The following is a 12,281-nucleotide window of genomic DNA, read 5'->3' as shown; positions in this document are numbered from 1 at the left end:
TTACAGGATGAATTTCGACAAGTCGGCATCGGCGGCGAGACCGCTGACGCGTTCGTGCACATAATCTGCCGTGATGGCGATCGTCTCACCTTTTTTCTCGGGGGCTTCGAAACTGATCTCGTCCAGCAGGCGTTCGAGAACTGTCTGAAGACGTCTTGCGCCGATATTCTCGACGCTGTTGTTCACGGCTTCGGCGAGGTCGGCCAGCTTGTCGATCGCCGCATCTTCAAAGACAAGGGTGACGCCTTCGGCGGCCATGAGCGCCTCATACTGGCGGATCAGGCTCGCTTCCGGTTCGACCAGGATGCGGCGCAGGTCGTCGCGGGTCAGGGCTTCCAGTTCCACGCGGATCGGCAGGCGGCCCTGAAGTTCCGGAAGCATGTCCGATGGCTTGGAGACATGGAAAGCGCCAGAGGCGATGAAGAGGATGTGATCGGTTTTAACGGCGCCGCGTTTTGTCGAAACCGTCGTGCCTTCGATCAGGGGAAGCAGGTCACGCTGCACGCCTTCACGGCTGACATCGGCGCCGCCGCGCTCTGACTTGGCGGCTATCTTGTCGATCTCGTCAAGGAAGACGATGCCGTCCTGCTCAACAGCCGTCACTGCCTCGCGGGAGATTGCCTCCTCGTCGATCATCTTGTCGGCTTCTTCGTCGAGAAGGGGCTTGTAGGCGTCTTTGACCGTGGTGCGCACGCGTTTGGTGCGTCCGCCCATGGCCTTGCCCAGCATGTCCGACAGATTGATCATGCCCATGGAGCCGCCCTGTCCGGGCAGATCGAACATCTGCATCGGGCCACCGGTCTCCGGCATGTCGATGTCGACTTCCTTGTCGTCCAGCTCTCCGTCTCGCAGCTTGCGGCGGAAGACTTCGCGGGTAGAGGACTGCGCCTCTTCGCCGACAAGCGCATCCAGCAGGCGCTCCTCAGCTGCATCCTGCGCCTTCTGCTGCACGCCGGCGCGTTTCTGCTCGCGGATCATGCCGACAGCGGCTTCGACGAGATCGCGGATAATCTGCTCCACGTCACGGCCGACATAGCCAACTTCGGTGAATTTGGTCGCTTCGACCTTGAGGAAGGGCGCATTGGCAAGACGCGCGAGGCGGCGGGACACTTCGGTTTTGCCGACGCCGGTCGGGCCGATCATCAAGATGTTCTTCGGCGTAATCTCGCCCTGGAGGTTCTCCGGGGCCTGCTTGCGGCGCCAGCGGTTGCGCAGGGCGATGGCCACGGCGCGCTTTGCACCGGTCTGGCCGACAATGTGCCGATCAAGTTCAGCGACGATTTCGCGGGGCGTGAGTTCTGTCATGTGATCTTTGTGTCCGGTCAGACGTCGAGGGTTTCGACCGTGAAATTGGCATTGGTGTAGACGCAGATGTCCGCTGCGATCTGCATGGCCTTGCGGCCGATCACTTCGGCGTCGTCTTCATATTCGATCAGGGCCCGCGCGGCGGAGAGGGCATAATTGCCACCGGAGCCAACGGCCACGACGTCATGTTCGGGCTCCAGTACATCGCCAGAGCCTGTGAGGACGAGCGTGACCTCCTTGTCGGCCACGATCAGCAGGGCTTCGAGTTTCTGGAGGTATTTTTCGGTGCGCCAGTCCTTGGCGAGTTCCACGGCTGCCCGGGAGAGCTGGCCATTGTGGCGCTCCAGTTTGGTCTCCAGACGCTCGAACAGGGTAAAGGCGTCGGCTGTTGCACCGGCGAAACCGGCCAGGATCTTGCCATCCGCCAGACGGCGCACCTTGCGGGCGTTGCCTTTCATGACCGTCTGTCCCATGGACACCTGGCCATCGGACATCATGACGAGTTTGTTGTTCTTGCGAACGGCCAGAATGGTCGTGCCATGCCAGCCGGGTGAGTTGGTTTCAGATGCGCCAGTCATGCCGGAGATGTGGACGATCAGACCGTCCGGTGCAAGGAGTCGACTGGGCCGCAATGTCGGCACGTTTTGTCACATAAGTGTCGCGGCACTCCAGTAAGGGGTGCACAGCTGACAGTTGAACGGGGACTGGATGCTCTCGGAGTTGGGCCACCTGCCAATGGACTTTCTGCTCCTCGCGGCAGCAGTGACTCTCGCGTCCTTCGGTTTTATCGCCGGGCGCCTGCGGGCGGAGCAATTCTCCTTCTCCGGCGACATCCATCCGAACTCCCGCCCTAATGCGCATGGCTATTTCGTTCTGATGTGGAGCCTGGTGCCGGTTGTGCTGATCGGACTGGGCTATGTGCTGTTCGGAGAGGGCGCCTCGCGTGCGATCCTGCGCAGCGAACTGCCGGAGGGGTTCTCGATCCTGACGCCCGGCGAGCTGACAACCTATCTCGACACCGTGGCCCGCGCGGCCCGCATGCCGGACTTCCTGAGCGGAGAGCGGGTCTTCGATACGGTGACCGAACGCTACGGCGAAATCCGCGGCACGGTGAACATGGTGACCCTGCTTGCGGCGTGCGCCCTGTCCGTCGCGGGCATGTTCGTAGCGCGGCGGTGCCTGTCGCCTGGGTTCCGGGCGCGCCAGCATGTCGAGAGCGGCATCGAGTGGTTCCTGTTCCTGTGCGCGGCGGTCGCGATTGCTACCACGGTCGGCATCGTTGCCTCTCTGGTGTTCGAAAGCCTGCGTTTCTTCTCTGAGGTGCCGGTGTGGGACTTCGTGTTGGGCACACGCTGGAATGCGCAGACAAATGCCGAGTTCGGGGCGCTGCCGCTGTTCTTCGGCACGTTCATGATCTCTTTCTTCGCCATGATGATTGCCGCGCCGGTGGGGCTCTACGCCGCGATCTATTTGTCGGAATATGCCAGCAGCCAGGTGCGGGCGATTATCAAGCCGGTCCTTGAGGTGCTCGCGGGCATTCCGACGGTCGTATACGGTTTCTTTGCGCTACTGGTGATCGCGCCGGCTGTGCGGTCGGTTGCGCTGTGGATCAATCAGATGCTGATCGCCTGGGGGCTGGCTGACGGCGCTGTCCTGGCGGCACAGCCGACGAGTGCGCTCGCGGCGGGTATCGTCATGGGGATCATGGTCATCCCATTCGTCTCTTCGTTGTCGGACGACGTCATCCGGGCTGTGCCGCAATCCCTGAGAGACGGCGCGTATGCCATGGGGGCGACCAAATCCGAAGCCGTGCGGCAGGTGATTGTACCGGCTGCATTGCCAGGCATCATCGCAGCGCTGTTGTTGGCCGTGTCCCGCGCCATCGGCGAGACCATGATCGTGGTCATGGCGGCAGGGCAGCGGGCGCAGATCTCGACAGATCCGACGTCCGATCTGACCACAATTACTGTGCAGATCGTGGCGCTGCTGACCGGGGAGTCCGAGTTCGACAGCCCGAAGACCCTGTCGGCATTCGCGCTTGGCCTCGTCCTGTTCATTGTGACGCTCCTGTTCAATCTGGTCGCCATCAATGTGGTGAAGCGGTTCCGTGAAAAATATGAGTGATCCGTCCACCTCCCCGATGGCCAATGCGCCTTTCGCCAATGAAAGGGTGCTGAAGCGGCTGCGCCGCCGCCGGGCGGCAGATCGCCGGTTCAAATGGTATGGCCGTATGGCCATCGGCTTCGCGCTGGCAGCGCTGACGCTTTTGCTGGGATCCATCGCGACGCAGGCCGTTTCAGCCGCGACCTATCATGTCGTGACATTCGATTTGTCCTTCGACAAGAACACATTCGGCGATGTTCAGCCGGACAGTCCGCCACCGGTGGACCGGGTTTACGGTCTCGTACGCGACGACTTGCTGGCAGAGTTCCCGGAAACGGCCAGCAGCCCTGCGCTGCGGCACGACCTGCTGGGCCTGGTCACCCGTCTCGCCGTGCTTCCTGTCGCGAAGGACCTTGTCAGGAAACCGGCTGAGATCGGCACGAAACGCCGGGTCGAGCTTCCATTGTCCGATGATCTCGACCTGTTTCTGAAGGGCGCTGCGGCGCGACACCTGACCGTTCCAGTTGGCCGCGTGAAGGCCGAAGAGATCGCGGGCAATGTCACCCTGACCAGCGAGGCTACGTTCGCACGCCTGATTGCGGCGGCTTCGCTTGAGAACATGCAGCCGCCTGAAATGCCGGGAACTGGCTCCATACTGATGACGGCTGGCAGGTCGACGATCCGGCTGGACAGCCTGGCACCATCCCGCGTGACTGGAACGCTGTTGACCGGGACTGCTCAGGATTTCCGCACATACCCGGCCCGGGCGCGCCTGATCCCGGCGCCGGAGAGTGAGCGGACGGTCAGCGATCTGCAGATTGCCTGGCTGCTGGCCCTGAAAGCGGACGGACGGGTGCTTCGCGTGCCGCACTGGAGCTTGCTGACCCACACGGATAGCACGCAGCCGGAACTCGCCGGGGCGCTGGCAGCCATTATTGGCTCCCTGCTGACATTGCTGGTCACAGCGTCGCTGGCCATTCCGGTTGGTATTCTGGCGTCGATCTATCTGGAAGAATTCGCGCCGAGGAACCGGATCACGGGGCTGATCGAGGTGAATATCAACAATCTGGCGGCGGTGCCGTCCATTGTGTTTGGCCTGCTTGGTGCAGCCGTGTTCCTCGGAGCCTTTGGTCTGCCGCGCTCCGCGCCCGTCGTGGGCGGTCTTGTGCTGGCGCTCCTGATCCTGCCGGTGGTGATCATCGCGTCCCGGGCGGCGCTGAAGGCCGTGCCGCAGTCCATCCGGGATGCCGCCCTCGCGATCGGGGCGTCGCGGATGCAGACCGTGTTTCACCATGTCATGCCGCTGGCTGCACCGGGGATGCTGACGGGTGCCATTCTCGGCATGGCACGGGCGCTGGGCGAGACGGCGCCCTTGCTGCTGATCGGCATGGTGGCGTTCGTCGCCGAAGTGCCGCGCGGTCCGACCGACGAGGCCACGGCGCTACCGGTGCTGATCTATTCCTGGGCTACGCAGGCCGAGCGGGCTTGGGAACCGATGACCGGTGCGGTCATTTTGATCCTGCTGGCCTTCCTGATAGCGATGAATGGCGTAGTTGTATTTCTGCGCCGGAAATTCGAGCGGAGATGGTGATGGACGGGACTCTCGGGAATTCTGCAGCTGAAACCGGCGTGCTGCCGGATGCACCGAATGCGTCGGTGCGCATGTCCTGCCGCAACATCAATGTCTTTTACGGTGAGAAGCAGGCGATCTTTGATGTGTCGCTGCAGATTGCCGACCGCTCCGTAACGGCGCTGATCGGGCCGTCCGGTTGTGGCAAGTCGACGTTTCTGCGCTGCCTCAACCGGATGAATGACACGATTGAAGGCTGCCGGGTGGAAGGCGAGATCATGATGGAAGGGAAGGACATCAATTCCCCGGCCATCGACCCGGTCCTGCTGCGCTCACGCGTCGGCATGGTGTTCCAGAAGCCAAACCCGTTCCCGAAGTCGATCTATGAAAACATTGCCTATGGCCCCCGTATTCACGGACTGGCGCAGGGACGTGAAGACATGGACGAGATCGTGGAGAAAAGCCTGCGCCGGGCTGGCCTCTGGGAAGAAGTCAAAGACCGGCTGAACCTCGCGGGCACGAGCCTTTCCGGCGGCCAGCAGCAGCGCCTGTGCATCGCCCGCGCCATTGCCGTGCGCCCGGAAGTTATCCTGATGGATGAGCCGTGCTCGGCCCTGGACCCGATTGCCACGGCGCGGATCGAAGAACTCATCGACGATCTGCGTAAGCGTTACTGCATCATCATCGTGACCCACTCCATGCAACAGGCCGCGCGGGTTTCTCAGCGTACGGCTTTCTTCCATCTTGGCTCGCTTGTGGAAGTGGGGGACACCGACCAGATTTTCACCAGTCCCCGTGACCGCCGCACGGAAGATTATATCACGGGACGTTTCGGATAAGACACCATGTCAGATCATATCGTATCAGCTTTCACCGAAGAACTGGAAAGTCTGTCAGCAGACATTCTGCGCATGGGCGGGATTGTCGAGGAGATGATCGTCGACTCCTGCCAGGCTGTTCTGCACAACAATCTGGACCTTGCTGCAGATGTTATCGACCGCGATCCGCAGGTGGACAGGATGGAGGCGGAAGTCGAGCGGCAGATCGTCAGCCTGATTGCCCGCCGTCAGCCCATGGCGCACGATTTGCGGTCTGTTTTTGCTGCGCTGAAAGTATCGGGTGAACTCGAGCGCATCGGAGATCTGTCAAAGAATATCGGCAAGCGTGCGCTGAACCTGGACACGGCAGTGTCACCGGCGATGCGCAGCGGCGTCGCCCGCATGGCCGGGCCGGTATCGCGACAATTACACCAAGTGCTCAATGCTTACGCGTCGGGTAATGCGGCTGAAGCAAGAGCTGTCTGGGAAACGGATGATGAAATCGACCAGCATTACAATGCCCTGTTCCGCGAGATGCTGACCTACATGATCGAAGACCCGCGTTCGATCAGCGATGGGGCGCACATGCTGTTCATGGCGAAAAATCTTGAGCGGATCGGCGACCACTGTACGAATATCGCCGAATTCGTCTTCTTCCAGATCACGGGTGAAAACCTGGTGCAGCAGGACCGCCCGAAACAATAAGTGCCCGAAAGGTGCTTGCCAGGAGTATGACATGAAACCTTACGTGCTGATCGCAGAAGACGAGAGTGCCGTCTCGGAGCTGCTTCAATACAATCTGAAGCGTGAAGATTATGAGGTCGCCATCGCCAATGACGGCGAGGAAGCCTTGCTGATGATGGAAGAGCGGGCGCCGGACTTGCTGTTGCTGGACTGGATGCTGCCGAAAGTCAGCGGTATCGAAGTCTGCCGCCGCGTGCGCAGCGGCGGCGCCAACCCGAACCTGCCGATCATCATGCTGACGGCCCGCGGCGAGGAGAGTGACCGTATTCGCGGGCTTGATACGGGTGCGGATGATTATGTCACGAAACCGTTCTCGACGACGGAGCTGATGGCGCGGGTGCGTGCCGTGCTGCGCCGTATCCGGCCGGGACTGCGTGACGACAAGGTGATCGTGGGTGACATCGAGATCGACCGGGTGGAACACCGGGTTACTCGCAATGGGAATGACATTCACCTGGGGCCGACCGAGTTCCGCCTGCTGGATTATTTCATGCAGCATCCGGGACGGGTGTTCTCACGCGAGCAGCTGCTCGATACGGTCTGGGGATCGGATGTCTATGTCGAGCTTCGTACCGTCGACGTTCATGTCGGGCGCCTGCGCAAGGCGCTCCGGCAGACCGGAGGTGACGATCCTATCCGCACCGTCCGGTCTGCCGGGTATGCGCTGCGCGCTGACTAGAAGAGTTCTTCCAGGAACAGTTTGAGGCTGGCGAAGCTGCGCCGGTCAGCATCGGCGTTGTACACCGTGCCCATGTCCATGTTGTTCGCGCCTTCGGTCGTGAAAGCGTGATAGGACTGGCCATGGGCGTGCAGCTGCCAGTCTGCGCCGGCGTCACCCATCTCCTTGGCAATAGCCAGCACGTCGGCTGGTAGGGCCATCGGGTCCAGCCAGCCGTGTTCGATCAGGACCTTGGCGCTGATTTTCGGCGACGGGATGTTGTCTGCCGGGTTGAACAGGCCGTGGAAGGAGGCGACGCCGACCAGGTCCATACCGGCGCGGGCCATGTCCAGCACGCAGAGGCCGCCGAAGCAGAAGCCGATGGCGGCCGCCTTTGACGTGTCGACACCCGGCTGGGCCTTGGCGGCGGCGAGGCCGCCGGCGAGGCGTTTCTGAAGCTCGGCCCGGTCACCGACCAGCGGGTTCATCAGCGCCTGGTTTTCTTCAACGGTCGTGCCGCGCTTGCCCTTGCCGTAAACGTCCATGGCGAAGGCGGCATAGCCGAGTTCGTTCACCACGCGGCCGGCTTTCTGGATCTCGTTGTCGCCGAGGCCGCCCCAGGCGTGCGCGATCGCGATGACCGGCAGGTTCGTCTTGCCTTCGGGGGCAAGGAAATAGCCTTCATAGGTCTGGCCATCTACGGAATAGTCGACTGCGCTCATAATGAAATCCTCTCTTTCTGATGGGGCATTCATAGAGAGGCTGCGCCACGCCAATCAAGGGCTATGGCGATTAGTATGCGGATTCTAGACTTTTTCCTTATCTCTGGTGCCATAGACAAACCCGTGAAGGAGTGACTTCCATGGCAAAAGACAAAAAAACAAAAGCCAAGAAGACCAAGAAATCCGAGGCAGGCGCCAAAGCCGTGAAAACGGCCAAGGCGATCGAAGCCCAATCCGTCGAAATGGCCCACAAGATCTGGCTTGCAGGCGTAGGCGCCTATGGCAAGGCGTATGATACCGCGCTCGCAAACGCCAACACGTTCAACAAACAGTCGACCGAACTGTTCGATGAGCTGGTCAAGCGCGGCGAAAAGATTGAGTCCGATGTGAAGACCCGGTTTGGCGAAGACGAGCGCGTCACCAAGGCGACCAAGACCGTCGCCAAGGCAAATGCGGCCGCCCGCCAGTTCCAGGCAGAAGCCTATGACCGCTTCGAGGCCCGCATGGAGCGCATGCGCGATCTGCTGGGCGTCAAGCAGATGAACGAGCGGACGTCCAAACTGGCGTCCAAGATCGAGAAGCTTGAAGACGAAGTGGCCGAAACGGTCGCGAGCGCCAAAGACCGCGTCAGCAAGGTGGACCTTAAGGCCCGCATCGCGCGCCTGTCTGCCGAGATTGAAGCTGTGGCCGGCGAAACTGGTGCAGACATCGCCAAGACCGCGAAGAAAGCTGCCGGCAAGACCTCCAAGGCGATGAAGGCTGCTGTCGCGATGCCGGAAGCATCGGACGATCTCTCGCAGATCACCGGCGTTGGCCCTGCAATGGTCAAGAAGCTGAACGCCGCCGGTATCTACAGCTTTGCCCAACTGGCCGCGCTGAAGAAGGCCGAGGCCGAAAAGCTCGATGAGCAGATCGGTGCACGCGGACGTGTTACCCGCGATGAGTGGGTGAAACAGGCCAAGGCACTGGCGAAGAAATAAGATGGTCAGAAGCAGGCGGGCGGCTGGAAAGGCTGCCCGCCGCTATGTCCTGCTTGCTTCGTAGTGAGCGATCATGCGGGAGAGGGCATCCATCCCGTTCTCGCCCATATAAGGCACGATCAGGCACATCACCTGGAACACGGTTTTGTGGATCAGGGCAGCGCCGTCCAGATTGTTCCGGTTCATGCTGTCGGCTTCCAGCCAGAAGGTGAGGGTCATCATCATCTGGTCGGTCAGCACTTCCATGAGGCGCGGATCGATGGAGAGCGCTTCGGCATCACGCAGATCGTCCAGCACGTTGTGGATGGTTGTCCGTTGTTCTGCGACCAGGGAGCGGAACCGGTTTGCAAGGTCCGGATAACGGTCAAGGAGGACACCGAGGTTCCGGTAGAAGAAGCGGAAATCGTAAATCTCTTCGAGGATGATGTAGAGATAGACCCAATTGTCCTCGATCGACGTGACCCGTCCGCGGGAGCCGCGCAGGATGATCCGCATTTCTTCTTCGAAACTGTCGAACAGGCCCCGGATAATCGCGTCCTTGCCCTTGAAATGGTAATACAGATTGCCCGGGCTGATGCCCAGGGCATTCGAGATGTCGACAGCCGTCTGCTGTGCTTCCCCTTCTTCGTTGAAGAGTAGCAGGCTGACGTGAAGGATGCGGTCGCGTGTCTTCATGGGCAATATGGTAGAGTTTGACACGCAATTCTGACTATGGAACGAATTTTCTTTCAAAGTTTACAAGTAACTCTTTCCGGAAGTGAAAGAGAAAAAAGATAAACAATGCTGGTGGACACCGAATACCTGTCCTCTGGCGGTCTCCGGGAGGGACATATGACGACGCCGAAGGATGAAATCGCCAGAAGTGCGGCCGAAACCACGCTGGCGCTGAACCCGCTGATGGGCGGGATCAATCGGGAGGAACTGGTCGGGGCTGTGGCGATGATGCTGCGTTCGACCATGACGAACCCCGTGACCACTGCGAAATCCGCATCCAGGATCGCGAAGGAAAACGCCAACATTCTAATGGGTAAGTCCCAGCGGAAGGCTGATCCGAAAGACCGTCGCTTCCGCGACCCGGCCTGGGAGCACAATCCGTTCTACCGGCGCGGCATGCAGGCCTATCTAGCGACGCAGGAACACCTCAACGATTGGGTCTCTGATCTGAAAATGAGCGAACTGGAGCATGCGCGCGCCAAGTTCGTTATGGGTATGATCACCGATGCGCTGGCGCCTACGAACACGTTGATCGGAAACCCGGCGGCAACCAAGCGCGTGGTGGATTCCGGTGGCCTTTCGCTGCTCAAGGGATTGAAAAACGCATACACCGACCTGACGAAAAATGGCGGCATGCCGAGCCAGGTCGACAAGCGGCCTTTCAAGGTCGGGAAGAACCTCGCAATCACAGAAGGGCAGGTCATCTGGAAGAACGAGATGCTGGAACTGATCCAGTATGCCCCAAAAACCGACAAGGTGCACCGCACCCCCATCCTGATCATCCCCCCACAGATCAACAAGTTCTACGCCATGGACCTGTCGCCCATGACGTCGATGGTGCAGTTCCTGCTCGCCATGGAGCAGCAGACCTTTGTCGTGTCCTGGCGCAATCCGAAGCGCGAGCACCGCAACTGGGGCATGCAGGAATATATCGACAGTCTGATCCAGGCCAGCGAAGTCGTTCGTAAGGTCACGAAGTCGAAGAAGATCAACGTATCCGGCGCCTGTTCCGGCGGCATCACGACGGCGACCCTCGCCAGCTTGCTTGCCGCAGCAGGAGACGATCGGATTAACTCCATCACCTTCATGGTCTGTGTACTGAATCCTCAGAAGGAAGACAGCGAGCTGGGCCAGATCGTCTCTGACGGCAGTCTCGAAATCGCCCGGGCCTACTCAAAGAAGAAAGGTATCCTGAAAGGCGACGATCTTGCGCGCATGTTTGCCTGGATGCGACCGAACGACCTGATCTGGAATTATGTCGTCAATAATTACCTGATGGGTGAGGATCCGGCACCGTTCGATGTTCTTTACTGGAACAACGATTCCACAAACCTCCCGGCTCAGCTCCATTCGGATTATCTGGACATGGGGCTGGACCAGCCCTTCGATCATCCGGGCGAGTATGAAGTGGCCGGGCATATGCTGGACATGTCCAAGGTGAAGTCCGATGCCTTTATCGTGGCGGGGCTAACAGACCATATCACGCCCTGGAAGGCTTGCTACCGTACAGCCGGCTTGCTGGGGTCGGACAATGTCGAGTTCATTCTGTCCTCCAGCGGGCACATTCAGTCGCTCCTTAATCCGCCCGGAAATCCAAAGGCGAAAATGTTCCGGAATCCGGAAATCGCACCGACGGCGGATGAATGGGCTGCAGGCGCGACCGAAGAAGCAGGTAGTTGGTGGCCCATCTGGGGCGAGTGGCTGAAGGCGCGGTCAGGTACACTGAAAACTGCACCTAAAGCTTGCGGAAGCGATGCATTCCAGCCTCTTTATCCTGCGCCTGGCCGATACGTCTTCGACGAATAGGCCAGTCGTCAAACAGTGGAAGGTGGCAGCATGCCTGAACAACGCCCACAGATTACCATGCAGGATGTGGATGGCATCCAGCTTCGTACGGCGTTCTGGTCGGCTAAGCAGCCGGGCGGCAACCTGCCACTGCTTTTTTTCAATGGCATTGGCGCCAATCTGGAACTGACCCAGGGTCTCGGCGACATGTTCCCGGAGCGCGACATCATTACTTTCGATGTTCCGGGGGTTGGCAAGAGCCCGGTGACGCAATGGCCCTATCGGCCCTGGATGCTGGCACGATGGGCGCGTAAGCTGCTGGACCAATTCCAGATTGATGCCGTCGATGTGATGGGAGTCTCATGGGGCGGGGCGCTGGCACAGCAGTTCGCTTTTCAATACCGCAATCGCGTCGGCAAGCTGATCCTGTGCGCCACGACGGCGGGCATGACGATGATCCCGGGGCGTCCGAAGTCCTTGTCCAAAATGGTCGATGCGCGCCGGTACACCGATCCTGATTTCATGCGGGAAAGCTTCAGCACGCTTTATGGCGACGCTGTGGATGGAGAGGTCGGACGTCACATAGACAGTCTGCTGCCGCCGGATCCGCGCGGCTATCTCTACCAGCTGCTTGCCTTTATCGGCTGGTCAAGCTTGCCCTTCATCCGTTTCCTGAAAATGCCATCGCTGGTGATCATGGGGGATGAAGATACAATCGTACCTGTCGCGAATGGACATATCCTGCGAATGGGGCTGCCCAATTCACGCCTTCACATTGTCGAAGGCGGCGGACATCTCTTCCTCGTGACCCGTGCAGAGGAAACGGCGGAGATTATCCGGGAGTTCCTGAACTTATCTGATGAAGTGGCCGCAGCGGCCTGA

Annotated in this window: 12 protein-coding genes; 8 read left to right on the top strand and 4 right to left on the bottom strand. The window is 60.0% G+C overall.

Features of this window, described 5'->3' with window-relative positions; translation table 11 throughout:
* Positions 1-1,305, bottom strand: a complete 1,305-nt coding sequence (hslU, locus tag HJA_RS13905) for an ATP-dependent protease ATPase subunit HslU (protein WP_035583374.1) — start codon at positions 1,303-1,305, stop codon at positions 1-3.
* A gap of 17 nt (positions 1,306-1,322) precedes the next feature.
* Positions 1,323-1,883 (bottom strand): ATP-dependent protease subunit HslV, encoded by a 561-nt coding sequence (gene hslV / locus HJA_RS13900; protein WP_035583373.1) that lies wholly within the window; start codon positions 1,881-1,883, stop codon positions 1,323-1,325.
* Between the two features lie 157 nt (positions 1,884-2,040).
* Here hslV and pstC point away from each other — a divergent pair, with 157 nt between their 5' ends.
* The 5 genes from pstC to phoB are packed head-to-tail and all read left to right on the top strand — an operon-like array spanning position 2,041 to position 7,219.
* On the top strand, positions 2,041-3,429 hold the full coding sequence (gene pstC / locus HJA_RS13895) for a phosphate ABC transporter permease subunit PstC (RefSeq protein WP_241764371.1): 1,389 nt from the start codon (positions 2,041-2,043) through the stop codon (positions 3,427-3,429).
* Positions 3,422-4,999: a phosphate ABC transporter permease PstA gene (pstA, locus tag HJA_RS13890; protein ID WP_035583372.1), complete on the top strand. Its 1,578-nt coding sequence runs from the start codon at positions 3,422-3,424 to the stop codon at positions 4,997-4,999. Before pstC ends, pstA begins: the two co-directional genes overlap by 8 nt.
* The gene (pstB, locus tag HJA_RS13885) at positions 4,999-5,817 is read left to right on the top strand and encodes a phosphate ABC transporter ATP-binding protein PstB (protein WP_051597728.1); all 819 of its coding nucleotides are present in this window, start codon (positions 4,999-5,001) and stop codon (positions 5,815-5,817) included. The genes pstA and pstB overlap by 1 nt, the downstream gene beginning before the upstream one ends.
* Before the next feature lie 6 nt (positions 5,818-5,823).
* Complete coding sequence (phoU, locus tag HJA_RS13880; protein ID WP_035583369.1) at positions 5,824-6,501, top strand: phosphate signaling complex protein PhoU; 678 nt, start codon at positions 5,824-5,826, stop codon at positions 6,499-6,501.
* A gap of 31 nt (positions 6,502-6,532) precedes the next feature.
* Positions 6,533-7,219 (top strand): phosphate regulon transcriptional regulator PhoB, encoded by a 687-nt coding sequence (phoB, locus tag HJA_RS13875; RefSeq protein ID WP_035583367.1) that lies wholly within the window; start codon positions 6,533-6,535, stop codon positions 7,217-7,219.
* Here the strand turns inward: phoB and HJA_RS13870 are convergent.
* Complete coding sequence (locus HJA_RS13870) at positions 7,216-7,920, bottom strand: dienelactone hydrolase family protein (RefSeq protein ID WP_035583365.1); 705 nt, start codon at positions 7,918-7,920, stop codon at positions 7,216-7,218. The genes phoB and HJA_RS13870 overlap by 4 nt on opposite strands.
* A gap of 140 nt (positions 7,921-8,060) precedes the next feature.
* Here HJA_RS13870 and HJA_RS18155 point away from each other — a divergent pair, with 140 nt between their 5' ends.
* The gene (locus HJA_RS18155) at positions 8,061-8,900 is read left to right on the top strand and encodes a phasin family protein (protein WP_051597718.1); all 840 of its coding nucleotides are present in this window, start codon (positions 8,061-8,063) and stop codon (positions 8,898-8,900) included.
* A gap of 42 nt (positions 8,901-8,942) precedes the next feature.
* Here HJA_RS18155 and HJA_RS13860 read toward each other — a convergent pair whose 3' ends face one another.
* Complete coding sequence (locus HJA_RS13860; protein WP_051597717.1) at positions 8,943-9,575, bottom strand: TetR/AcrR family transcriptional regulator; 633 nt, start codon at positions 9,573-9,575, stop codon at positions 8,943-8,945.
* A 156-nt stretch (positions 9,576-9,731) separates the two neighbouring features.
* Here HJA_RS13860 and HJA_RS13855 point away from each other — a divergent pair, with 156 nt between their 5' ends.
* Both HJA_RS13855 and HJA_RS13850 read left to right on the top strand, forming a co-directional pair.
* Complete coding sequence (locus HJA_RS13855; RefSeq protein WP_035583460.1) at positions 9,732-11,420, top strand: alpha/beta fold hydrolase; 1,689 nt, start codon at positions 9,732-9,734, stop codon at positions 11,418-11,420.
* 30 nt (positions 11,421-11,450) lie between these two features.
* Positions 11,451-12,281 carry an alpha/beta fold hydrolase gene (locus tag HJA_RS13850; protein WP_035583363.1) on the top strand — a complete coding sequence of 277 codons (831 nt, stop codon included), beginning with the start codon at positions 11,451-11,453 and terminating at the stop codon, positions 12,279-12,281.

The organism is Hyphomonas jannaschiana VP2 (genome assembly GCF_000685215.1).
Lineage (GTDB): Bacteria > Pseudomonadota > Alphaproteobacteria > Caulobacterales > Hyphomonadaceae > Hyphomonas > Hyphomonas jannaschiana.
The sequence above is the reverse complement of the archived record's forward strand: the minus strand, read 5'-3'. Positions and strand labels throughout refer to the sequence as shown.

What these genes read in the sequence shown, in the direction of transcription:
- hslU (WP_035583374.1), bottom strand. Translation starts at nt 1,305, where the DNA reads ATGACAGAACTCACGCCCCGCGAAATCGTCGCTGAACTTGATCGGCAC.
- hslV (WP_035583373.1), bottom strand. Translation starts at nt 1,883, where the DNA reads ATGACTGGCGCATCTGAAACCAACTCACCCGGCTGGCATGGCACGACC.
- pstC (WP_241764371.1), top strand. Translation starts at nt 2,041, where the DNA reads ATGGACTTTCTGCTCCTCGCGGCAGCAGTGACTCTCGCGTCCTTCGGT.
- pstA (WP_035583372.1), top strand. Translation starts at nt 3,422, where the DNA reads ATGAGTGATCCGTCCACCTCCCCGATGGCCAATGCGCCTTTCGCCAAT.
- pstB (WP_051597728.1), top strand. Translation starts at nt 4,999, where the DNA reads ATGGACGGGACTCTCGGGAATTCTGCAGCTGAAACCGGCGTGCTGCCG.
- phoU (WP_035583369.1), top strand. Translation starts at nt 5,824, where the DNA reads ATGTCAGATCATATCGTATCAGCTTTCACCGAAGAACTGGAAAGTCTG.
- phoB (WP_035583367.1), top strand. Translation starts at nt 6,533, where the DNA reads ATGAAACCTTACGTGCTGATCGCAGAAGACGAGAGTGCCGTCTCGGAG.
- HJA_RS13870 (WP_035583365.1), bottom strand. Translation starts at nt 7,920, where the DNA reads ATGAGCGCAGTCGACTATTCCGTAGATGGCCAGACCTATGAAGGCTAT.
- HJA_RS18155 (WP_051597718.1), top strand. Translation starts at nt 8,061, where the DNA reads ATGGCAAAAGACAAAAAAACAAAAGCCAAGAAGACCAAGAAATCCGAG.
- HJA_RS13860 (WP_051597717.1), bottom strand. Translation starts at nt 9,575, where the DNA reads ATGAAGACACGCGACCGCATCCTTCACGTCAGCCTGCTACTCTTCAAC.
- HJA_RS13855 (WP_035583460.1), top strand. Translation starts at nt 9,732, where the DNA reads ATGACGACGCCGAAGGATGAAATCGCCAGAAGTGCGGCCGAAACCACG.
- HJA_RS13850 (WP_035583363.1), top strand. Translation starts at nt 11,451, where the DNA reads ATGCCTGAACAACGCCCACAGATTACCATGCAGGATGTGGATGGCATC.